Below are 22,525 nucleotides of genomic sequence, written 5' to 3'. Positions count from 1 at the left end.
GGTTCAACGGTTCCGTCTGCTGAAAAGCGCCGCGAGGATGAATACCAGGCCGGGTGCTGCGCCGACAAGCGCCAGAATGCCGTAGAGGATGCCGGCGGCCACGCCATCGGACGCCGCGTAACCGAAGAGCGGCCAGAGCGCCGCTGCCGCCGCCTCCCTGGCGCCCCAGCCGGCAATCGTCGCCGGGATCAGCATCATCAGCAGACAGAGCGGAATCGCGGTGACTGCCGCAAGCGCCGGCAGCGGCGCACCGACGGCCGCTGACGCAAGCATGAACATGGCGATATAACTTGCGACGATGACGACGCTGAACAGCGACTGCGCGATCCAGGCCCGACCCTGCAGGAAGACCTGCGCGAGCGCCACCTTCAGCCCCTCGAACTGAGGTTGGATGCGGCGCGGCGGGAAACGGAGCGCCAGCAGAAACATGATGGCGAGGCTTGCGACCGCGAGTGCGAAGCCGGAGAGAAGGAGGCGCAGGTCTTCCGGGATCGCTGCACCGCCCAGAAGCGGCCAGAGCATGACGCCGAAGGTCGCAATGAGGAAAAACACACCCTGCCCGGCGATCCGCTCGAAGAGCACGGCCTGGGCCGGGACTTTCCACCCATCGTCACCATGAGCCCGGTTGCGAACGGCACGAATGGCATCACCTGCTACTCCCCCCGGCAGAAGCTGGTTGAGCAGGGTTCCGAGATAATAATCGCCGATTGCCTGGCCGACACCCAGATGCTGGCCAAGCCGCGCCGCCGTGAACCGCCAGCGGAGCGCGGAGAGGACGATCTGTATCTGCACCAGAAGAAGCCCTGCCGCTACATAGACCGGATTGGCCGAAACCAGGCCTGCGGCAATCCGCTCCGGATCGAAGCGCAGGATCACGGCAATGAGAAGTGCCAGGACCGCAGATAAGCCTATAAGTTTCAGAAGACGCATGGGCCGAAGGTTTTGCAGGAACAGTAGCGCATGAACGAGTATCGGCCTTTTCGCCAGAGTGACGCCCTCAGAATAGGGCATATCGCGCAGCGCAAGGCAAATGGGTCGCCATTTCTAAGGATCACGATTGCGCTGGCGATCATGGTCGCGATTCTGGCCCTGCCTTCCAATTTCAGCGAATTCTCGGAGCTGCGGTTTCCGCTGGAGATTGCCGGGATCGCGCTGCTGGCATCGGTGGTTACGGGGATCGGTTTTTCTCTTCTGCGCTGGGCCGTCACCCTGCCGCTTGCCGCGATGCTGTTCCTGAAACTTGCGGATATCGGCACCGGCGCTGCCTTCCAGCGGCCGTTCAATCCCTATCTGGATCTCAGGATACTCACCGACGGCTGGAATCTGCTGAGCGGAGCCATCGGTGTCACGGAGGCGGTCGGGGTCATCTGCGCCGGTCTTCTGGCCTGGCTTGTCATCGCGGCCATTCTCTATTGGTCGCTTGGCGGCTTCCGGCGGCTCTCAGGCGGAGCCCGGCGCAAATCCGTTCTTGTCAGCGGTGCGGTGCTATCGGTCGGACTGGTGGGGCTTTTGGTTCAGAATCCTGATCGCCGCAATCTCGGCGTCGAAGCGCATGCCGCCTCCTATCTCATCAATCGTGTCACCATGGTGGAGGAGTCGATTGCCGATCTCGCCCGGTTCGAAGACGAACTGAAACAGGATCCGGTTTCCGCCGGCCCGCATTTTTCAGCGCTTGCCGGCACGGACGTCGTGCTGGTCTTCGTCGAATCCTATGGCCGCAGTGCGATCGAGGATCCGCGTTATGCGGCGCGCATCGGCAGCCGGCTGACCTTGGTGGAGAAGGAGATCGAGGCCGCCGGCCTGCAGGCACGCAGCGGCTGGCTCACCTCGCCGACCGTCGGCGGCATCAGCTGGCTGGCGCATGGCACGCTGCTCTCCGGCCTCTGGGTCAACAATCAGGGACGCTACGACCGGATGGTTACCAGCGAGCGGACGACGCTCAACAACCTCTTCGGTACCTCCGGCTGGCGTACAACGGCGGTTATGCCGGCGATCACGCTCGACTGGCCGGAAGCCGGTTATTTCGGCTACGACAGCATCCATGCCGCCGCGGGACTCGGATACCGCGGAAAACCCTTCAACTGGGTGACGATGCCGGATCAGTTCACGCTCGAGGCGTTCGAGAGGCTGGAGCGGCAGGCCCGTGACAAGCCTGGCCACAAACCGGTCATGGCGGAAATGGCGCTGATCTCCAGTCATGCCCCATGGACGCCTATCCCGTCGCTGGTCCCCTGGGATAAGGTCGGCGACGGTGCCGTCTTCAACGCGCAGGCGGAAAGCGGCGACCCGCCTTCGGTCGTCTGGGCCGATCCCAACCGCGTCCGGGCGCAATACCTTACCTCGATCGATTACACGCTCGAAACGCTTGGTTCCTACATGGCGCGTTACGGCAGGAACACGCTGTTCATCCTGCTCGGCGATCACCAGCCGGCGTCGATCGTTACCGGCGAAGGCGCCTCGCGCGACGTGCCGATGCATATCGTCACCGGCAACCCGGACCTCCTGAAACGCCTCGACGGCTGGAACTGGCAGAAGGGCATGATCCCGCAGCCGTCCACTCCGGTCTATCGCATGGACGAATTCCGCAGGAAGCTGGTCGAAAGCTTCGATTGATTGATCGTATCCCCGGCCGAATTATCTCATCAGGAATGGGTGCCGAGATAGCTCTCCATCAGCGCCGGATTGACTGCCATTTCGCTTGCCGGGCCGGAAAGGCGGACTTCGCCCAGTTCGACCAGATAACCCTCGTCGGCGATTTCGAGCGCGGCGCGGGCATTCTGCTCGACGAGCAGGATCGAGACGCCGGTCTTTCGCAGTTCCGAAACGATGTTGAGGATGTCGATGACGATCTTGGGCGCCAGGCCCAGGCTCGGTTCGTCGAGCAGCAGCAGGCGCGGCCGGCTCATCAAGGCGCGGGCGAGCGCCAGCATCTGCCGCTCGCCGCCAGAAAGCGTGCCGGCAAGCTGCTTGCGCCGTTCGGCCAGGCGCGGAAAACGCGCGTAAACGTCCTCGCGCGTCTCGGCGCGCTCGGTGGCGCTGCGCAGGAAGCCGCCGAGCTCGATATTGTCCTCGACCGACATGGTGGAGAACAGTTCGCGCTTTTCCGGCACGAGGCAGAGACCGGCGGCGACTCGGCCTTCGACCGAGCGCGGCACCGGTGCACCGTCGTAGACGATCGTGCCGGAGGAGGGGACGATGCCCATGATGGCATTGAGCAGTGTCGATTTGCCGGCGCCGTTTGCGCCGATCACGGTGACGATGCTGCCGGGCTTCATGGAAAGCGATATGCCGTGCAGCACCTCGGCGCGGCCGTAGGAAACGTGGATGCCGGAGAGTTCGAGCAGGTTCCCGCTCATGCGACGCCTCCCAGATATGCGGCGACGACTGCCGGATGTTTGCGCACGTCGGCCGGCTTGCCTTCGGCGATCAGGGTGCCGAAATCGAGCACAACGAGATGATCGACGAGACCCATGACGAAGCCCATGTCGTGCTCTACGAGCAGCACGCTGACGCCCTCTTCACGCAGCTTCTTCAAGAGGTTGGCGAGCTCCTGTTTTTCACCGTGACGCAAGCCCGCCGCGGGTTCGTCGAGCAGCAGCACGGCCGGGTCGGCGGATAGGGCGCGGGCAATTTCGAGGATGCGGATCTGGCCGAGCGCCAGATCACCGGCCGGCCGGTCGCGATAGGCGCCGAGCCCGACGCGTTCGAGCTGGACGGCAGCTTCGGCCAACAGCGTCGCCTCCTGCCTCCGCTCCAGCCGCAGAAAGCTCCTGAAGACGCCGGCCGTGCCGCGCAGATGCGCGCCGAGCGCGACATTTTCCAATACCGACATGTCGGGCAGGATCTTGGCGTGCTGGAAGGTGCGGGCGATGCCGTGTTTGGCGACTTCGCGCGGGCTGTCGCCGGTCATCGGCTGGCCCTCGTAGAAAACCGATCCGCTGGTCAATGAAGCGATGCCGGTGATGAGGTTGAATGTCGTGCTCTTGCCGGCGCCGTTCGGCCCGATCAGGCCGACGACCTGCCCGGCGCGCACTTCGAAGCTGACATCGTTGACCGCTACCAGCCCGCCGAAGGCTTTTCGCGCCTTTTCCACCTTGATCAGCGACGAGCCGGCCGGCGCTAGCGTTCGTTTGGCAAGCTTGTCGTCGGAAGCGGGCAGAGGCCGCGCGGCGCGCTTCGGCAGGAGCTTCAATACGAAGGGCCAGAGACCGTCTCGGGCGAGCTGCAGGATCACCACCAGCAGGATGCCGAAAACGACCATTTCCAGATTGGCGGTCGTACCGATCAGATCCGGCAGGAAACGCTGCAGCACGTCCTTCATGATCAGAACGATGCTGGCACCGAAGATTGCCCCCCAGACGTGACCCGAACCACCCACCACGGCCATCAGCAGATATTCTATGCCCATGCCGAGCCCGAACGGCGTCGGGTTCACCGAGCGCTGCATATGGGCGTAGAGCCAGCCGGAAAGTGCGGCGACGACGCCGGCAAACACGAAGACGGTGAGCTTGGCGCGCACGATGTTGACGCCGAACGCTTCCGCCGCCTGGCCGCCGCCACGCAGCGCCCGGATGCCGCGGCCGATCCGCGAGTCGAGCAGGTTTTTCGCGCCGATCGCGACCGCAATCACGAAGAACCAGATGAGGTAATAGATCGATCCGTCGCTTAGGAAGCGATAGCCGGCGACTTCAACCGGCGGGATGCCGGAAATGCCGTCATAACGACCGAGGAGGTCGATCTTGCCGAACAGATAATAAAGCGCCAGGCCCCAGGCGATGGTGCCGAGCGGCAGAAAATGGCCGGAAAGGCGCACGGTGATCAGACCGAGCGGCAGGGCGGTTGCCGCACCGACAATCAGCGACAGCGGCAGGGTCAGCCACGGCGACACGCCGTAATTGGTACTCAGCACGGCGGTCGTATAGGCGCCGAAGCCGCAGAAGGCGGCCTGTCCGAAGGAGGTGAGGCCACCGACACCGGTCAGCAGCACGAGGCCGATCGTCACCAGCGAGGCGAGGCCGATATTGTTGAGGATCGTCAGCCAGAAGGGCGGCACCGGCAGGAGAGGAATGATCGCCAGGAAAACGATGCCGGCGAGGCCGGGAAGCAAGCGTTCGATCTTCATGGCTCACTCCTCCTCGTGGAAGCCGCCGCTCAGCGACAGCCAGATCAGAACGGGAATGATGAGCCCGAAGACAATGACCTCCTTGTAGCTGCTGGCGAAGAAGGAGGAGAAGGATTCGACCAGGCCAACGCCGATCGCCGCGATCGCGGTGATCGGGAAGCTCGCGAGCCCGCCGATGATCGCCGCCACGAAGCCCTTGAGGCCGATCAGGAAACCGGTGTCGTAATAGATCGTGGTGATCGGGCCGATCAGCACACCGGAAACGGCACCGATGGCGGCTGCCAGCGTGAAGGCGGTGACGCCGGTCAGATGGGTGCGCACGCCGACCAGCCGGGCGCCGAGCCGGTTGACGGCGGTCGCACGCAGCGCCTTGCCGAGCAGGGTCCGCTCGAAGAACATGTAGAGGCCGACGATGATCGCGATCGTCGCTCCGTAGATGCAGAGGCTCTGGGCGCTCACCATCAAGGCTCCGATCGTGTAGTTGTCGTCGGCGAGCGGCTCGGCGCGCAGGCCCTCCGCGCCGAAGAAGACGAGGCCAAGCCCCATCATGGCGAGATGCACGCCAACCGAGGCGATCAACAGGACAAGCACGGACGCATCTGCGAGCGGCCGGTAGGCGATCCGGTAGACGTAGACGCCCATGGGCGTGATGATCAGAATGGTGAGCAGGGCCTTCGCAACGGACGGAAGGTCGAGCGGCGCAAGCACGATCGTGATGCCGTAGATCACGCCGGGGAGCACCAGGTTGAGCGCGAGGCTGCGCAGAAAGGCGCGGATATCGGTGCCGCGGCGCATGCTCCAGAGGTCGAACAGGAAAGCAACCGCGCCGAAACAGACGAGAAGCGAGGTGGTGGCGGGCACCTTCCCGCCGTCGAGAAGCGCCAGCGTCAGCGCACCATAGGCGACGAATTCGCCCTGGGGGATGAAGATCACCCGCGTGACCGAAAAGAGCAGGACCAGCGCCAGGCCGAGGAGCGCATAGATCGCGCCATTGGTGACACCATCCTGGATCAGGAAGGTCGCAATCATCGCGTCCAAGGAATTTCCCCCGATAACAGAAAAGACGCTGCAAAAAGGCCCGGCGCCGACGCCGGGCCTCGTTTATTCGCCGGATTACTTGGTGATCTCGAACTTGCCGTTCTTGGCCGTGAACAGCACGACGGCGCGGTCGTCGAGGCCAAGGTGATCGTCGGCCTTGAAGTTGAAGACGCCTTGGCTTGCCGGGAACGGGCCGCCGGTCTCGATGGCGTCACGCAGAGCTGCGCGGAATTCCGGCGTGCCGGGCTTTGCCTTCTTGAGCGCGACCGGGATGGCCTTTTTCAGGATGGCCATGGCATCGTTGATATGCGGGCCGAACTGGGTGCGGGTGCCGGGACCGAACTTCTTTTCATAGGCCGTGACATAGGCCATGCCTTCCGGCTTGGTTTCGGCGGTATCCGGCAGGGCTTCCGGCGCCATGGCCGGGCCGGAGGCGAAGATCGTGTTGTCGGCAGCCTTGCCGGCGATGCGCAGGAAGTCGAAAGTCACGGCGCCATGGGTCTGGTAGATCTTGCCGGTGAAGCCGCGTTCGCGCAGACCGATCTGCGGCAGTGCGGCACCGGTGCCGGAGGCGCCGACGAAGACGGCATCCGGACGGGCGGCCACGAGTTTCAGCACCTGGCCGGAAACGGAGGTGTCGGGACGGGCATAACGCTCGTCGGCGACGACCTTCAGGCCATATTGTTCGCCCATCGCCTTGAACTGGCCCATCCACAGGTCGCCGTAGCTGTCCGAGAAGCCGATATAACCGACCGTCTTGATGCCGTCGGCCTTCATCTTGGCAAACAGGTTCCTGGCGATCAGGCCGGCATCCTGCGGCATCACAAAGGTCCACTTGCCCTTGGAAATGTTCGGCGGAACCGGCGAGCAGGAGAGGTGCGGCGTGCTGGTCTCGCCGGCAACACCGGCGACAGCGATCGAAGCAGGCGTCAGCGCGGAACCGACGATGACGTCGACCTTGTCGTCGTTGACGAAACGGCGGGCATTGGTGGTGGCAACCGAGGGGTCGCCGGCGTCATCCAGAACGATGACCTTTAGCTTTTCGCCGCCCACTTCGGCCGGCCACAACTCGACGGAATTCTTCAGCGGAATGCCGAGCGCCGCACCAGGGCCGGTCGACGATATGGTCACGCCAATCGTCACGTCAGCCAGGGCAGAGCTTGCAAATAGGGACAAGGACAGGACGGCAACGGGTGCCATTCCAGCAAAAAACCGGTTCTTCATAGGATCCTCCCAGGACAAAAGCGGGCGATCTCCTCCCGCCCTGTCATTTGTTTACAGGGAGATTGTTTCTTTGTAAACAATTCTGATAATGGTTATGTAAACCTTACGAAACGCGGCAGGCGTCCAGAAGCCCTACTCGGCATCGCGCCCCAGCAGCCGCGTCAATCCGGCCTTGCCGTTCAACTCCACCATATCGCGCGCCAACCTGGCGCGACGTTCGATCAGTTCCAGCATTTCCATGAATGCTGCGGTCTTTTCGGGCGGCAGATCGCCGAACATGTGTTTCTCGAGGGAGTCGATGCCGGCCACCATCTTTTCGTAGACCGCCGTTCCCGCTGCCGTCAGCTGGATCTGGGCCCATCGCGCATCACGTGCGTCGGCCCGGCGGTCGATCAGGTCGCGGTCGACCAGTTCGCGGATCGCGCGCGACACCATCGCCTTGTCGATGGTGGTGAGCTTGCCGATTTCCATCGGCGAGATCGATCGATAGGTACCGATCGCGGACATGACCCTCCAGATGTTCAGCTTGAAACCGTTGGCTTCGCAAAGGAGGCTGACGAGCTTCATCATTTCCGCGTTGCTGCGCGCGAGCCGGTAGGGCACGACCTTGGAGAGCTTTCTGGCGGATGTGGGCCGTTCTTCCGTCATCCGATCAGGTCACCAGCGCCCGCTGCCTATATTCGGCGGTGTCCCAGAGGCGATTGGTCATGATGTCTTCGAGAATGTCCACTGCGCCCAATACCTCGGCCTCGCCGATATAGAGCGGTGTGAAGCCGAAACGGATGGCGTTCGGAGCGCGGAAATCGCCGATCACGCCGCGAGCGATCAGCGCCTGCATGATCGCGTATCCTTCCTCGTGCAGGAAGGAAATCTGGCTGCCGCGCTTCATGCCATCCCGCGGGGAGCCGAGCTTCAGCATCGGGCAGCGCTTTTCGACTTCCGCGACGAACAGATCGCAGAGGTTTATCGACTGCCGCCGCAGGTCCGCCATGTCGACGCCTTCCCAGGCATCGAGTGCGGCGTCGAGCGCCGCAAGCCCGATAATCGGCGGCGTGCCGACCCGCATGCGGTCGATACCGCTGCCCGGCCGATAACCGAGATCGAAGGCGAAGGGCTGTTCGTGCCCCAGCCAACCGGAAAGCGCCGGCCGGACCTTGTCCGCATGGCGCGGCGCCACATAGATGAAGGCCGGGGCGCCCGGCCCCCCGTTCAGGTACTTGTAGGTGCAGCCGACCGCGAAATCCGCGTCCGCGCCGGAAAGATCGACCGGCAGGGCACCGGCCGTATGGGCAAGATCCCAGACGGTGATCGCGCCGACGGCATGCGCCTTTTTGGTCAGCGCCTTCATGTCGTGCAGACGACCGGTACGATAGTCCACTTCCGTCAGCATGACCACGGCGACGGTTTCGTCGATCGCGGCTTCGACCTCTTCCGGCTCGGCGATCTTCAGCTCATGGCCCTTGCCGAGCGAGCCGATCAGGCCCTGCGCCATATAGAGATCGGATGGAAAGTTGCCGCTGTCGGAGAGCACGACCTTGCGTTCCGGCACCAGTTCCAATGCCGAGGCGAGCGCCTGGTAGACCTTGATCGACAGGGTGTCGCCCATCACCACGGTACCTTCCGCGGCACCGATCAGCTTGCCGACCCGGTCTCCGACCCGCCGCGGCATCATCATCCAGCCGGCCTTGTTCCAGCCCTTGATCAGCAGCTCGCCCCATTCGTCGGTCATCAATTTGGCGACGCGCTCTTTCGCGGCGAGCGGCAGCGGTCCGAGCGAATTGCCGTCGAGATAGATCACGCCTTCCGGGAGATAGAAGAGCGAGCGGGTCTTTTCGAAATCCGTCACTGGAACACCTTGCTGTTCGAAACCAAGAGTTTGGGAGGAGCCGAGCCCCGAAGCGGCGTAGACTAGAAGCTGGCGAGGGACGCGCAAGAAGGATTTGCGGCCTATCCGATTATTTCGGAGGGGGACGCCGAACGGGCGGTCGCGGCGGTCAGCGCACTTTCAGCGTCCGCCGGTTAGCCGCGGGCGATCGCGTGGAAAAAGGCGCCGCTGACCAGGGCGCGCCTGCCGCCTGTCGGGCCGATCATCCTGCCGCCGCCATCCGCGATCGTTGCGAAAGCTTCGTCGGTGCCGGGAGAAACCACGCTGGCATAATGGAATTCATGCCCGCGGATCGTATCGCCCTTCCGGCCGAGCGGGCCGTCCTGGACAAGTTCCGCTTGGCGGTAACCGAGGTTCATCTTGCGTTTGGCAAAACTGGTGCGGTGGGAGAGGAGCCCGGCCATGACGTGCGTCACGCCGTCGGCATCCTCCAGCGTTTCGCCGAGAACCATGTAACCGCCGCACTCGCCGTGAACCGGTTTCGTTTCCGCAAACCGGGCGAGGCCGGACTTGAATTTTTCGGCAGCTGCAAGCCTTCCCGCGTGCAGTTCGGGGTACCCGCCCGGTAGCCAGCAGGTGTCGCAGTCGGCCGGTGGCGACTCGTCGCTCAATGGCGAGAAGGGAACGATCTCCGCCCCGGCGGAACGCCATTCGCGCATCAGATGCGGGTAGAGGAAGGTGAAGGCGGCATCCTGCGCCAAAGCGATGCGCTGGCCCGGCGGCCGCAGAGATTTTTCCGTCGAGCCGCCGGGAATATTGAACGGTTTTGCAGCGGCAAAGATCGCATCGAGGTCCAGCGAGGCTTCCATGGCATCAGCCAGCCGCTCGATATGTGCGTCCATTTCCGGATGCTCACTCGCCTGGACGAGGCCGAGATGCCGTTCGGGCAGGATAAGGGAGGGGTCGCGCAGGACGGTGCCGACAACGGGAATTCCGGCCGCCTGGATCGCATCGCCGCAAAGCTTCTTGTGCCGTTCGCTGCCGGCTCGATTGAGGATACAGGCGGCGATCTTCACGGTCGGGTCGTAATGGGCAAAACCATAGGCGATCACGCCGGCCGTCTGCGATTGGCCGGAGACATCCAGCACCAGCAGCACGGGCAGGCGGAACAGCCGAGCGAGGTCGGAGGCGGCGCCGGAACGGTTCTCTTCGCTGACGATGCCGTCGAACAAGCCCATGGCGCTTTCGATCAAAAGCAGTTCGGCGTCTTCCGCCTGGCCGCGCGCCAGATGCCGGAGCAGATCCGGCGCCATTGCCCAGCTGTCGAGGTTGAGGCCCGGCAGATGCGTCGCAGCCTCGTGGAAACCGGGATCGATATAGTCCGGTCCGGTCTTGATGCCGCGCACTTTGACGCCGCGACGGGCAAAGGCGCGCAAGAGGCCGATCGTGACGCTGGTCTTGCCGGAGCCGGAGCGCGGCGCACCGATGATGAGTGCGCGAGCCGTCATGGTTTGCCGCCCGTCAGCACGGCCTGCATCGAAACGATCCGGCCGATGACGATCAGAGCGGGCGCGGCGAATTTCTGCCGCTCAACTTCCGCCTCGACGGTTGCGAGCGTTGCGGTCAGCGAGCGTTCGTCCGGCGTCGTTGCCGCCATCAGCACCGCGACCGGCGTGTCCGGCGACAGCCCGCCTTCGATCAGCAGCCTGGCGATGGTGCTGATCGTGCTGACGCCCATATAGACCACGATCGGCTCGCCGGTTTTCGCCAGCGCCTTCCAGTCCAGATCGCCGGGACTTCCCGCCGCATGGCCGGTGGCAAGGGTGATCGCCCGGCTCATTCCCCGCATCGTCGCGGGGATATTGGCCGAAGCGAGAGCTGCCAGCGCCGAGGTCATGCCCGGCAGGATGCGGAACGGGATGTTTTCCTTGGCAAGTGCTTCTGCTTCCTCGCCGCCGCGTCCGAACACGAAGGGATCGCCGCCCTTCAGACGCAGGACCCGCCTGCCCTTGCGGGCGAGCTCGATCAGCAGGCCGGTAATGTCATCCTGGGCGACAGACGGCTTTCCGCCGCGTTTTCCGACGAAGATAAGCTCGGCGGTTTTCGCGAGCGAAAGCACGCCCTCGGAGACCAGTGCATCATGGACGATCATGTCAGCCTTGCCGATCGCATCGGCGACTTCCAGCGTCAGGTAACGCGGATGACCGGGGCCGGCGCCGGCGAGCCAGACATGGCCGGGCTCGAAGACGGGTGCTGCGACGATGGATTCTAAGCTTTCATTCATATGCGGACCTTTGACCGGTGACGCTCGGCCCCGGTCGGGCTATAGAAACGGCCATGGAAGCGGATGGCAAGAACCTGCGTCGTGGCTGGACCACGGGAACCTGCGCGGCGGCGGCGAGCAAGGCGGCCTGTCTTGCGCTCCTTGCCGGAAAATTTCCAGACCTGATCGAGGTGACGTTGCCCGGCGGGCAGACGCCATCCTTCGCGCTTGCCGTCGAAGAGACCGGCGAGGGATTTGCGAGAGCCGGGATCGTCAAGGATGCCGGCGATGACCCCGACGTCACGCACGGCGCGCTGATCAAGAGCACCGTGCGGCGCAGCGCGGCCGGCAGCGGCATCATTTTCAAGGCCGGCGAAGGCGTCGGCACCGTCACCCGTGCCGGCCTGCCTCTGCCCGTCGGTGAACCCGCCATCAATCCGGTGCCGCGCAAGATGATCGCACAGGCGATTGCGGAAGTCGCCGGCGACGAGACTGATTTCGAGGTCGAGATTTCCGTCGCCGACGGTGAAAAAATTGCCGAGAAGACGCTGAACGGCCGGCTTGGGATCCTGGGCGGCATCTCGATCCTCGGCACGACGGGGATCGTCATACCCTTTTCCTGTTCGGCCTGGATCCATTCCATCTGGCGCGGCATCGATGTCGCGCGTGCCGCCGGACTCACCCATGTAGCGGGCGCCACCGGTAATACCTCCGAAAAGGCGGTGCAGGCGCATCATGGGCTGCATGAGATCGCGCTGATCGACATGGGCGATTTCGTCGGCGGCATGCTGAAATATCTGCGCGACCACCCGGTGCCGAAGGTCACGATCGCCGGCGGCGTCGCCAAGATGACCAAGCTCGCGCAGGGCATGCTCGACGTGCATTCCAAGCGCGGGCTGGCCGATCTCGAAGCTCTCGCCAAGCTGGCGGGGGAGGCCGGGGCGAGCGACGAGCTTATGGCGCAGATTGCCGCTGCGAACGCCGTGTCGCAGGCATTCGCGCTCGCTGGGGAAAACGGCCTGGCATTGGGCGACCGGATCGCGGGGCTCGCCTGGAAGACTGCCGCCAAGGCGCTCAGGGATCCGCAGATCGCGCTGGAAATCCTGGTCTACGATCGCGAAGGCCGGTTGGTCGGCCGGACCGCGTTTACGCCGTCCGATCATTCGGAATCCTTATCGCCGGCCTGAGGCCAGCCGGGCCGGAAGCGGCGCACGTAATCGGTATTGTAGAGCTGGCTCTCGACGAAATCGGCAGCGCCCAGGCCCTTGCCGACGAAGATCAGCGCCGTGCGTTCCGCGGGTTCCGCCGCCAGCTTCGCTTCGATATCGGCAAGTGTGCCGCGGATGATCCTTTCTTCCGGCCAGGAGGCGCGCACAACGATCGCGACGGGGCAATCGGCGCCATAAAACGGCGTCAGTTCCGCGACGATTCGGTCGAGCGCGTGGATGGCGAGGTGGATTGCGAGCGTCGCGCCGGTCGCACCGAAGGCCGCCAGCGTCTCGCCCTCCGGCATTTTCGACGCGCGGCCGGAAACCCGGGTGAGGATCAGGCTCTGCGCCACTTCCGGAATGGTCAGCTCTCGCCGCAGAGCTGCCGCGGCGGCGGCAAAGGAGGGCACGCCGGGAGTGAGGGTATAGTCGATGCCGTGTTTTTCCAGCCGGCGGATCTGTTCCGCAACCGCGCTCCAGACGGAAAGATCGCCGGAATGCAGCCGCGCGACATCCTTGCCGGCACGATGTGCCGACACGTATTCCGCCTCGATATCGTCCAGCGACAGAGAGCCGGTATCGACGATCCGTGCGTCCCTCGGGCAATAGTCGAGCAGTTCCTTCGGCATGATCGAGCCGGCATAAAGGCAGACCGGCGAGCGGGCGAGAATATCGCGGCCGCGCACGGTGATGAGGTCGGCGGCGCCCGGTCCGGCGCCGATGAAATGCACGGTCATGAATGGTCCTTCGAGCGTGCCAGCGCGCAGGTGGCGCCATCGGCGATCAGCCGCGCCACGACGAGTTCCGAAGCTTCGCCGGCGGCCGCAAGTGCCGCGGCTTCGGAAAGGCTCGGCGTGGCGGTTTGCGCGAGGCTGTGTTTCGAAACTGTTCTGGTGCGGCCTTCTACCTGCTTCAGCGCCGCCTCATCAAGAATCTGCAAGGGCAGGCGCAGCTGTTCCGCAAGCTCGATCATTCCCGGCTCATGCCGCTTGATCTCGCCGGTTGCCAGAACGGACACGGAATCAGGCGAAATATTGGCTTCAGCGCAGGCGGCTGCCAGTGCCGAAAGCAGCGCTTCGGCAGATGTCCCCTTGCGACAGCCGAGGCCTGCGGCAATCATGGCCTCGCTCCGGGTTTCGTCCAGCTCCATTGGGTAACCGGCATGGCAGGTTTCCAGCCCGACATGCTGCCGATCGGCGCTGCGCGCGAAACCTCCATGCGGATCAGTTCGCCGCCGAGTTTCGCATGCGCTGCCAGGAGGACCGTTTCCATTTCCAGCGTCACGGCATTGGCGACCAGCCGTCCACCAGGCTTCAGCGCTTCCAGAGCCTGATCGAAAACCCCGGGCTCGCTGCCGCCGCCGCCGATAAAGATTGCATCCGGCTGCGGCAGGCCGGCCAGAGCTCCCGGCGCCTCGCCTTCGACGATGCGCAGGCCTGGCACACCGAATGCCGAGGCATTCCGTCCGATCCGTGCTGCCCGTTCCCGACTGGTTTCGATCGCAATGGCCTTCAGGGATGGATCGGCGAGCATCCATTCGATGCCGATCGAGCCCGAGCCGGCGCCGATATCCCACAACAGTTCGCCGCGGTGCGGAGCCAGTGCCGAGAGCGTTAGCGCCCGGATTTCACGCTTGGTGATCTGGCCGTCGTGCTCGAACAGCGTGTCGTCCAGCCCGAATGCCCGCGGAAGGACAAAGGCCCCAGCTTCGGCCTTTACGTCGATGGCGACGACATTCAGCACATCGATATCCGGTAGCGCGAACTCATCTGCCTGCTGCGAACGGATGCGTTCCGCCGCGCCGCCCAGAGATTCCAGGACGGTTATCCGAGACGGCCCGAAACCGGTGCGGGACAAAAGCTCCGCCAGCGCCGCCGGCCCGTTCTCATCGGATGTCAGCGCGATGATCCGCCGACCCGGATGAAGCGACGGGCGAATGAGTTCGAGTGGCCGGCCGTGCAATGACACCGTTTCGATGTCCTGCAGTGGCCAGCCAAGCCGTGAGGCGGCCAGCGAAAAGGCCGAGGGGGCAGGATAGGCGGTATATTCTTCAGGCGCGACATGGCGGGACAGCGTGACGCCGACGCCGAAGAAGAAGGGGTCGCCGGAGGCCAGCACGCAGACCTTCTGACCACGCAGTGCCACGACATCGCGCATCGCCGCGTCAAACGGGGTCGGCCACGGCCGGGCTTCGCCGGAGATTACGGAGGCTGCCAGTTCCAGATGCCGCCTGCCGCCGAAGACCACGGAAGCAAAAACGATTGCTGCGCGGGCATTTTCGCCGAGGCCCGCAACTCCATCCTCGCCGATGCCGACGATGGACAGCCAGCGGCTTTGGTTTAAAGGTTTCCGCTCTGATTCAGGAGGCATCGTGCAACGTTCCATCCTCATTCTCGGCGGCACGGCGGAAGCCCGCGCGCTGGCCGGAAAGCTCGCCGGCGATCCACGGTTTACCGTCGAGCTGTCGCTTGCCGGCCGCACCCGCGCGCCGGCCGAGCAGCCCGTGCCCGTGCGTGTCGGCGGTTTCGGCGGCGCAGGGGGGCTTGCCGCTTACCTCCGGCAAAAAGACGTCTCGATCCTGATCGACGCGACGCATCCCTATGCGGCGCAGATTTCCCGCAATGCGGCCAAAGCCGCCGAGGTTTCCGGCATTCCGCTGGTCGCCTTGCGACGCTCGCCCTGGCTGCGGCAGCCCGGTGATCGCTGGATTGAGGTGGAGAGCGTTGCCGATGCGGTCAATGCCCTGGGAAAAGCCCCCCGAAAAGCATTCCTGACGCTCGGGCGGCAGGAGCTTCTGCCCTTCGAAGCCGCGCCGCAGTACGCCTATCTGGTCCGCAGCGTCGATCCGGTCGAACCGCCGCTGGCGGTTCCGAACGCGGTCTATCTGACCGCGCGCGGCCCCTTCGAACAGGCGGACGAGGCCCGGCTTCTGCGCGACCACGGCATCGAGGCGATCGTCGCCAAGAACAGCGGCGGGCCGGCGAGCTACGGCAAGATCGCCGCTGCGCGCGACCTCGGTATCGACGTCATTCTGATCAGGCGTCCGGACCTGCCGGATGTGCCGTCCGTCGAGACCGTGCAGGAGATGCTCGCCTGGCTCGATCATGCGCCAGTGCCCCTGAAATAACGCGGGGAATAGACGATCGGCCGCTGGTTCTGCCGCGCGATCAGCCGGGTCTCGGCCGTGCCGACGATGACGCAGGTCGCCATATCCGCCATATCGCTTCTCGCCTCTGACAACGGCACGACACGGATATCCTCATCCGGCCGGCTGGCCGCTCTGCCGAAGATCACGGGCACGGTGCCGGGCAGATGTGCGCGCAGAATGTTAAAGGCCTCGCCGAGCTGATGCGGGCGCGCCTTGCTGATCGGATTGTAGAAGGCCATCACGAACCCGGCCGTCGCCGCGGCGATCAGGCGTTTCTCGATCACATCCCAGGGCTTCAGATTGTTCGAAAGCGAGATGGCGCAGAAATCATGACCGAGCGGTGCGCCGGCCTTTGCCGCGACTGCCAGCATGGCGGTGATGCCGGGAACGACCAAAAAATCGATTTCGCGCCATAAGGCCGGACCTTCGTCGATCGCCTCGCAGACCGCGGCGGCCATGGCGAACACGCCGGGGTCGCCGCCCGAGACGACACAGACCTTGCCTCCGCCCGCCGCCATTTCGAGCGCGGCGCGGGCGCGGGCCAGTTCCTCCCGGTTATCGGATGCGTGGCGCCGCTGGTCGGGGCGCAGATTCAAACGGTCGATATACGGAAAGTAGCCGAAAAAATCCTCAGCCGCAGTCACTGCGGCGGCGGCTTCCGGCGTCATCTGGTCCGGATTGCCGGGGCCGAGGCCAACGACGGTCAACGAACCCATTGTCATGGCCGCGTCTTCCAGCCGGGCACGAGGACAATCGAGAAATAGGGAGCCGGACTCTCGTCGCGCTCTTCCAGACGCTGCGCTGCGCCGTTCGCCATCGTGCCGCGCTCGACATAAAGCGCCCCGGACAGTTTGCCGACGGAGGCCAGCGCCCGGCGGATTTTTGGCAGGTTGCGGCCGACTTTCATGATCACCGCCCCGTCGGTATTTCCAAGCCGCTCCGCGAGTTTCTCCTCGGACAAGGTTCCCGGCAGCACGCTCAAAATATCGTCACCCTGGACGAGCGGCATCCCGGTCATCGACCAGCAGCCGGACATGGCAGTGACGCCGGCGACGACTTCCGCCTGGTAGCGGTTGGCGAGCCGCACATGCAGGTGCATGTAGGATCCGTAGAACAGCGGGTCGCCCTCGCTCAGCACGGCGACATTCTTGCCGGCATCGAGGAGCGTGGCGATGTCGTCTGCGGAGCGATCGAAGAAATCGGCGATCGGGCCGCGATAATCGGCCTCGTCCTTATGTGTCTCGACCGTGACCGGATAGACCAGCGGCAGTTCGAGCGTGCCCGGACGGATATGCGCCTCGACGATGGCGCGGCCGTTGCCGCTCGAGCCTCTCTTGCAGAAGAAGGCGATCACATCCGCTTCGTGGATGGCGCGTACCGCCTTCAGCGTCAGCAGTTCGGGGTCGCCGGGTCCGGTGCCGACGCCCGTGAGCTTGCCCTTGAGGAGTGCGGCGTTCACAGTCCTGCCCTCGCCAGCGCGTTGACGCAGGCAGCCGTCATCGCCGAGCCGCCCATGCGGCCGCGAACGATCGCGTAGGGAATGCCGAGCGTCGCTTCCATCAGCGCCTCCTTGGATTCCGCAGCGCCGACGAAACCGACCGGCATGCCGATAATCGCGGCAGGACGCGGCGCACCGGCATCCAGCATTTCGAGCAGGCGGAACAGCGCGGTCGGCGCATTGCCGATCGCGACGACTGCGCCTTCCATCTCGTCCCACAGATCCAGCGCGGCAGCCGAGCGGGTGTTGCCGATTGTCTTTGCCAGCTCGATCGTGCGGCCGTCGCGCAGCGTGCAGATCACCTGGTTGTGGGCCGGCAGGCGGGCGCGGGTAATGCCATGCGCCACCATCTCGGCATCGCAATAGATCGGCTTGCCGGCATGAAGCGCGCCGCGCGCCTGGGCCACGAAATCCTTGGAAAACCGGAAATGCTGAGCCGCCTCGACCAGTCCGCAGGCATGGATCATGCGCACCGCGATATCGGCCTGCTCTGACGAGAAGGGCGAGAGGTCCGCTTCCACGCGGATGATAGCAAAGGATTTTTCGTAGATCGCGTCGCCTTCGCGGATGTAATCGTAACTGTTCATGGTCGTCCTGACATAACGGCTGCAGCAAGTCGGCGCGGTCCCAGACGGGCGAGGCAGGCTGCGGAATTTTCGCCGGCCTGCCGTTCGTTACGGACGAGATCGGCGATGCGGCGAAGGGAGTTGTTGGTATCGGCAAAAGCGACCGAGGCAAAGGGCTCGTCGGACGCTTTTCCCTGGGCGATGAGCGAAAGACCGGCGGTCGTGCCGCAGAGTGCAAGCGCCGACGGCTGCGGGTGGGCGCAGCCCTTGGGGCAGCCGGTCACGTGCAGCTTGAACGAACCGTCGAGCAGGTCCCCACACTCTTCCGCCGCTTTGGCGCCGAGTTCATGGGTGGCGACGGTCGCGGAACTGCAGGCGGGACTTCCAGGACAAGCGGCAATGGCCGAACGCGGATCGCTCGGCGAGGCGACGAAGCCGTTGCTGCGGGCAAAAGCGGTCAGCGCTTCGCAGGCGGTTTGAGGGCCGAAAAACAGGAGCGAATGATCGAAGGCCGGTTTCAGCGACTGTATTCCCAGCCGTTCGGCCTCGTCGCAAAGGGCGATCAGGTCCTCGGCACCCGCCTGACCGAAGGCCGGGCCGATGCCTGCTGCAAAAAGGTTATTGGAAAGGTGGAAGGTGCCGAAAGGCGAGGCCGCGTGGTTGACGCCGTCGTTTTTCGACAGTCCGACCGCGAGGTCGCGGCCGCGTGCCCTGGTCCCCATCACTGCAAGCTTGCGAAGCAGTTCCAGCGTCGTCGAGATCGCATCTGTTTCACGTAAAACATTGAAAATGCGGCTGGTTGTTTCCGTACCGCCCAGAAGCAATGTCCAGCGCGTGCCTTCCCCGGTGGAAACGGCAACGAGCCGGATATCGGCCAGTAGGTCGGAAAGCCGGAGCTGTCCGCCACCATCCACCACCACCGACATTTTGGGGGCGAGGCCGATAATCTCACGTGCGCCCTGGCGGATTGCCTCGGCTATCGGGCGCGGGTCGGCGATCTCGGTCCGGTCGATCCCGGCCAAGGGCGGCGTTTCAACGGCCAGGCCATCGCGAAGCGGCAAGTTCAGTGCGCGGACATCGGCGTCGAGAACGGGAGCCGAGGCCTCGCTCAGTCCCCGGATCTGCAGGTTGCCGCGGGCGGAAATATCGAGAACGCCGTTGCCGTGGCGCCGTGCCAGCCGGCAGAGTTCTGTCAGTTGGACCGGGGTGATCGCGTCGGTCAGCGCCACGCGGGCGAGAAGCCCGTCGCCGGTCATCATCGGGGCCGACAGGGCGGGGCAGACGCCGCGGCGCATGTCCAGCGTGCTTCGATTGAGGGAGAGTGCCGTCATGCCACCTTCTCCCGGGTGAGCATTTCGAGCTCGGCATCCACGGCGTTGCGGCGGGGATGCCAGAGGCCGCGGCGAAGCGCGGAGCGGAACCGCTCAGCCATGAAGCGCGCGCCTTCGGGGTTCTGGCTCTGCAGGAACTCGCGGACCTTGTCGTCGCCGAGATAGGCGTCGTAGGTCGCCTCGATCAGCGATTGCGGGATGGCATGGGTGGTCTCGGCAAAACCGATCAGCCGGTCGACCGTCTCCACCAGTTCGGCGGCGCCGCGCGGGCCGTGGCGCATCTGGCCGGCGATGAAGCGGGGGTTGACGGCGCGGGCGCGCACCACGCGGGTCACGGCTTCGGAAATCGAGCGGGCGCGGGGTTTTTGCGGATCGGTCGTGTCAAGCGCGATCACATCCGCCTTGCCGCCGAGTGCTGCGACGGCCGCCGCAAATCCGCCGACGAAGGCGACATCAGCTGATCCGTCCAGCAGGTCGCGGCCCGGATCGTCGCCGGTATGGACAAGCAGGTCGGCCGTCCCGATGCGGTTCGCGAACTGGCCGGGCACGTGGCTCGCATCGCCTTCCGCGCCGCCAAAGGCATGGCTCGTCGCATCGAGATAGAGGCGGCCCAGCTCCTCGCGTTCGCCCCAAGTGCCGTCGGCGAGCTTTTCCTCGATGCCGGAGCCATAGGTGCCCGGTGCCGAGCCGAAGATGCGTGAGGGTACATGCCCGAGCGTTTGTGCCTCTTCGGCCAGAGGATTGTCGCCCGGCGCTTCCTCGCGGCTGGCAATGGCGCGCATCGCGGCGTCGAGCAAGGCGATGAGAGCCGGAAACATGTCGCGGAACAGGCCCGAAATCCTCAGCGTCACATCGACGCGCGGGCGGCCAAGCGCTGCGGGCGGCAGGACTTCGATGCCAGTGACACGGCCGGTTGCCATGTCCTGAGCCGGCCTTGCGCCCATCAGTGCCAGAACTTGGGCGACTTCTTCGCCGCCGCTGCGCAGGGAGGCACTGCCCCAGAGATCGAAGACGAGGCTTTTCGGCCAGTCGCCATGGTCCTGCAGATAACGCCGCAGGATTTCGTCGGCGGCACGTTTGCCGAGTTCGAAGGCCGTCGGCGTCGGCAGCGTGCGCGGGTCGCTGGCAAAGAGATTGCGCCCGGTCGGCATCACGTCGCGGCGGCCGCGGGCGGGGGCACCGGACGGGCCCGGGCGGATGTGGTTGCCGTCCAGTGCGTCGAGCAGGGCCTGGCGTTCGGTTTCGGCGCTGCGGATCCGCAATGGGTCGTCGCCGGGCGCAGCCTGTCCGAAGATATGCTGGCCGTCCTTGATCGAAAAGTCCTTGAGATCGCAGAGAAAGGCGTCGATGCGGGTCAGCGCCGTATCCGGATCGTCATTGTTCGAAACGCCGGCCTCGCCCGCCAGGCCGGTATCGCGCGCGGTCTCGACGATCAGCTTGGCCAGCCGGTCGCGGCGGCGGCGATCGAGCCCGTCGGCCTGCGCATATTCATCGACCAGCAGTTCCAGCTTCTTCTGTTCGTCGGAAAGACCGGCACCGGCCAGAACCGGCGGCAGATGGCCGATGGTGACGGCGGCGATCCGCCGCTTGGCGACCGCGGCCTCGCCCGGATTGGAAACGATGAAGGGATAGATGACCGGCAGTCCGCCGGTGACGATCTCCGGGAAGCAGTCCTTCGACAAAGCCACGGTCTTGCCCGGCAGCCATTCAAGCGTGCCATGTGCGCCGACATGGATGATCGCATGGGCGTCCAGCGTCTTGCGCATCCATTGGCCAAACGCGATCAGCGCGTGGCGGGGGGGCAGGTCGGGGCTATGGTAGTCGGCGCGGCGATCGGCATTGCGGCCGCGATCGGGGGCGAGCGCGACGGTGATATTGCCGAAGGTTGCGGCGCGGAAACGGAAAGCGCCGTCTTCCAGGTCTTCATCGGTTTCCGGGGCACCCCAAGCCGCCTCCGCCACAGGCACGGAGCTGTAGGCTGCGAGCGCATGGGTGGCGGATTTTGCACTCAGGTGATCGAGAAGGTCACGCGGGGTCTCTGGAATATCCGAAACATTGTAGCCGGCTACGGATAGTTCGCGCATCATCCCGAGTACGCTTTGCGGCACGTCCAGACCGACCGCATATCCGGTGCGCCCCGGTGCGCTCGGGTAGTCCGGCATCAGGATCACGATCTTGCGCTCGGCGCGCGGCGCGGCTTTCAAGCGAAGGAAAGCGGCAATGCGTTCGGCGACCTGTTCGACCCGATCCGGTTCCGGCTGGTTGACGAGGTACGCGGAATTGTCCCCTGCCTTGAACGAGATCGCGCCGGCTAGAATACGCCCGTCGAGTTCCGGCAGGACGACATGCATGGCGAGGTCGGCGGGGTTGAGGCCGCGCCGGTTTTCTGCCCAGCCTTCGCGCCGCGTGGTGGCGACGACGATCTGGAAGACCGGCACGCCGCTGCGGTCGAAGATCGTTTCGCCGTTCTCGTCCGTGCCGCTGGCAAAGGCGGTGGTCGAAAGGATCGCCGCAGGCTTGAGATCCGAGATCGCCTGTTCGACGAAGGCGACGGCGTCGGCATCCTTCAGGCCGGAAACGAAGATCGGCAGGGGAGCGAAGCCGCGTTTCGCCAGCGCTTCGAACAGCGAGTCGATCGGTGCGGCATCATTGGCCAGCAGCATGGACCGGTAGAACAGGATCGGCAGACGTGGCGCATCCGGCGCAAGGCCGGCAAGAAGGTCATCGTCTTCGACGATACCCGTTCCCGGCTTGTAGTAGCCGGCCTTCGGCATCGGTGCCGCCTGAGGCAGAGATTCCGCTCTTCCCTCGGCCAGCGTGGTCAGCAGTCTCGCCAGAAGCCGCATATTGTCCGGCCCGCCTTCGCGGAAGCAGGCCAGAATGCCGGCGAGCTGATTTTCCGAAATCGTCGAGGCCGCGGTGAGCCGTTCGTCGCGGATGCTGCATTCGCCGGGCAGCAGCGCCAGCGCGATCTTCCTGGAGCGTGCCAGCCGCGAAAGTTCCTCAACGCCGTAGGACCAGCGGTCATAGCCGCCGAGAATGCGCACGAGGATGATCTTGGCATGGGCGGCCGTCTTTTCGATCCACAGATCGACCGACATGGGGTGGCGGAGATCGGACAGGCTGGTGAGCTGGAGGCTCGGCAAATCCGGACTCCAGGCCGCGGAAATGCCGTTCAGATCGCTGCCGGAAAAGGACAGCACCACCACGTCGGCCGGCGACTGATCGAGGTCGACCGGTTCGATGAGGTCGTCGAGCGACGACGATGTGGTGGCGAGTATGTGCATCCTTCCCTCGGGCCT

Annotated in this window: 20 protein-coding genes; 3 read left to right on the top strand and 17 right to left on the bottom strand. The window is 64.7% G+C overall.

Going from position 1 to position 22,525, the window contains the following annotated elements:
* Window positions 1-3: 3 nt before the first annotated feature.
* Complete coding sequence (locus tag J2857_RS28525) at window positions 4-930, bottom strand: lysylphosphatidylglycerol synthase transmembrane domain-containing protein (protein ID WP_210013451.1); 927 nt, start codon at window positions 928-930, stop codon at window positions 4-6.
* Window positions 931-960: 30 nt separating this feature from the next.
* Between J2857_RS28525 and J2857_RS28520 the strand changes: the two genes are divergently transcribed.
* On the top strand, window positions 961-2,613 hold the full coding sequence (locus J2857_RS28520; RefSeq protein WP_210013450.1) for a sulfatase-like hydrolase/transferase: 1,653 nt from the start codon (window positions 961-963) through the stop codon (window positions 2,611-2,613).
* 29 nt (window positions 2,614-2,642) lie between these two features.
* Here J2857_RS28520 and J2857_RS28515 read toward each other — a convergent pair whose 3' ends face one another.
* The 8 genes from J2857_RS28515 to cobA all read right to left on the bottom strand — a co-directional run bounded on the left by J2857_RS28515 (window position 2,643) and on the right by cobA (window position 11,493).
* The gene (locus tag J2857_RS28515) at window positions 2,643-3,356 is read right to left on the bottom strand and encodes an ABC transporter ATP-binding protein (RefSeq protein WP_210013449.1); all 714 of its coding nucleotides are present in this window, start codon (window positions 3,354-3,356) and stop codon (window positions 2,643-2,645) included.
* Window positions 3,353-5,122, bottom strand: a complete 1,770-nt coding sequence (locus tag J2857_RS28510; protein WP_210013448.1) for a branched-chain amino acid ABC transporter ATP-binding protein/permease — start codon at window positions 5,120-5,122, stop codon at window positions 3,353-3,355. Before J2857_RS28510 ends, J2857_RS28515 begins: the two co-directional genes overlap by 4 nt.
* Window positions 5,123-5,125: 3 nt before the next feature.
* Entirely contained in the window at window positions 5,126-6,160 is a 1,035-nt protein-coding gene (locus J2857_RS28505) for a branched-chain amino acid ABC transporter permease (protein ID WP_373426857.1), read from the bottom strand.
* Between the two features lie 75 nt (window positions 6,161-6,235).
* Entirely contained in the window at window positions 6,236-7,384 is a 1,149-nt protein-coding gene (locus tag J2857_RS28500; protein ID WP_210013447.1) for an ABC transporter substrate-binding protein, read from the bottom strand.
* Between the two features lie 132 nt (window positions 7,385-7,516).
* Window positions 7,517-8,032 (bottom strand): MarR family winged helix-turn-helix transcriptional regulator, encoded by a 516-nt coding sequence (locus J2857_RS28495; RefSeq protein ID WP_210013446.1) that lies wholly within the window; start codon window positions 8,030-8,032, stop codon window positions 7,517-7,519.
* 4 nt (window positions 8,033-8,036) lie between these two features.
* Complete coding sequence (kynU, locus tag J2857_RS28490; RefSeq protein ID WP_210013445.1) at window positions 8,037-9,230, bottom strand: kynureninase; 1,194 nt, start codon at window positions 9,228-9,230, stop codon at window positions 8,037-8,039.
* Between the two features lie 173 nt (window positions 9,231-9,403).
* The gene (locus tag J2857_RS28485; protein WP_210013444.1) at window positions 9,404-10,717 is read right to left on the bottom strand and encodes a cobyrinate a,c-diamide synthase; all 1,314 of its coding nucleotides are present in this window, start codon (window positions 10,715-10,717) and stop codon (window positions 9,404-9,406) included.
* Window positions 10,714-11,493, bottom strand: a complete 780-nt coding sequence (gene cobA, locus J2857_RS28480) for a uroporphyrinogen-III C-methyltransferase (protein ID WP_210013443.1) — start codon at window positions 11,491-11,493, stop codon at window positions 10,714-10,716. The genes J2857_RS28485 and cobA overlap by 4 nt, the downstream gene beginning before the upstream one ends.
* A 53-nt stretch (window positions 11,494-11,546) precedes the next feature.
* Between cobA and J2857_RS28475 the strand changes: the two genes are divergently transcribed.
* Window positions 11,547-12,659 (top strand): cobalt-precorrin-5B (C(1))-methyltransferase, encoded by a 1,113-nt coding sequence (locus tag J2857_RS28475; protein ID WP_210013442.1) that lies wholly within the window; start codon window positions 11,547-11,549, stop codon window positions 12,657-12,659.
* On the opposite strand, the gene cobM is transcribed toward J2857_RS28475, so the two are convergent.
* From cobM to cbiE, 3 genes are read right to left on the bottom strand one after another with little or no spacing between them, the layout of a single operon-like run.
* Window positions 12,632-13,417, bottom strand: a complete 786-nt coding sequence (cobM, locus tag J2857_RS28470; RefSeq protein ID WP_210013441.1) for a precorrin-4 C(11)-methyltransferase — start codon at window positions 13,415-13,417, stop codon at window positions 12,632-12,634. The genes J2857_RS28475 and cobM overlap by 28 nt on opposite strands.
* On the bottom strand, window positions 13,414-13,800 hold the full coding sequence (locus tag J2857_RS28465; RefSeq protein ID WP_210013440.1) for a cobalamin biosynthesis protein: 387 nt from the start codon (window positions 13,798-13,800) through the stop codon (window positions 13,414-13,416). The genes cobM and J2857_RS28465 overlap by 4 nt, the downstream gene beginning before the upstream one ends.
* Window positions 13,797-15,050 (bottom strand): precorrin-6y C5,15-methyltransferase (decarboxylating) subunit CbiE, encoded by a 1,254-nt coding sequence (cbiE, locus tag J2857_RS28460; protein ID WP_210013439.1) that lies wholly within the window; start codon window positions 15,048-15,050, stop codon window positions 13,797-13,799. The genes J2857_RS28465 and cbiE overlap by 4 nt, the downstream gene beginning before the upstream one ends.
* A gap of 1 nt (window position 15,051) precedes the next feature.
* Here cbiE and J2857_RS28455 point away from each other — a divergent pair, with 1 nt between their 5' ends.
* Window positions 15,052-15,807 carry a cobalt-precorrin-6A reductase gene (locus tag J2857_RS28455; RefSeq protein WP_210013438.1) on the top strand — a complete coding sequence of 252 codons (756 nt, stop codon included), beginning with the start codon at window positions 15,052-15,054 and terminating at the stop codon, window positions 15,805-15,807.
* On the opposite strand, the gene J2857_RS28450 is transcribed toward J2857_RS28455, so the two are convergent.
* The 5 genes from J2857_RS28450 to cobN are packed head-to-tail and all read right to left on the bottom strand — an operon-like array spanning window position 15,783 to window position 22,510.
* Window positions 15,783-16,550 carry a precorrin-3B C(17)-methyltransferase gene (locus tag J2857_RS28450; RefSeq protein WP_210013437.1) on the bottom strand — a complete coding sequence of 256 codons (768 nt, stop codon included), beginning with the start codon at window positions 16,548-16,550 and terminating at the stop codon, window positions 15,783-15,785. The two genes, J2857_RS28455 and J2857_RS28450, sit on opposite strands and share 25 nt — an antisense overlap.
* Window positions 16,547-17,287 (bottom strand): precorrin-2 C(20)-methyltransferase, encoded by a 741-nt coding sequence (locus tag J2857_RS28445; protein ID WP_037087544.1) that lies wholly within the window; start codon window positions 17,285-17,287, stop codon window positions 16,547-16,549. The genes J2857_RS28450 and J2857_RS28445 overlap by 4 nt, the downstream gene beginning before the upstream one ends.
* Complete coding sequence (locus J2857_RS28440; protein ID WP_210013436.1) at window positions 17,284-17,913, bottom strand: precorrin-8X methylmutase; 630 nt, start codon at window positions 17,911-17,913, stop codon at window positions 17,284-17,286. Before J2857_RS28440 ends, J2857_RS28445 begins: the two co-directional genes overlap by 4 nt.
* Window positions 17,910-19,223 (bottom strand): precorrin-3B synthase, encoded by a 1,314-nt coding sequence (gene cobG, locus J2857_RS28435; protein ID WP_245363964.1) that lies wholly within the window; start codon window positions 19,221-19,223, stop codon window positions 17,910-17,912. The genes J2857_RS28440 and cobG overlap by 4 nt, the downstream gene beginning before the upstream one ends.
* Window positions 19,220-22,510 carry a cobaltochelatase subunit CobN gene (gene cobN / locus J2857_RS28430; RefSeq protein ID WP_210013435.1) on the bottom strand — a complete coding sequence of 1,097 codons (3,291 nt, stop codon included), beginning with the start codon at window positions 22,508-22,510 and terminating at the stop codon, window positions 19,220-19,222. The genes cobG and cobN overlap by 4 nt, the downstream gene beginning before the upstream one ends.
* Window positions 22,511-22,525 lie beyond the last annotated feature (15 nt).

Origin of the sequence: Neorhizobium galegae, from assembly GCF_017877055.1 — a bacterium.
Lineage (GTDB): Bacteria > Pseudomonadota > Alphaproteobacteria > Rhizobiales > Rhizobiaceae > Neorhizobium > Neorhizobium galegae_D.
Note: the sequence above shows the minus strand (reverse complement) of the source record. Positions and strands in the feature narration are given on the sequence as shown.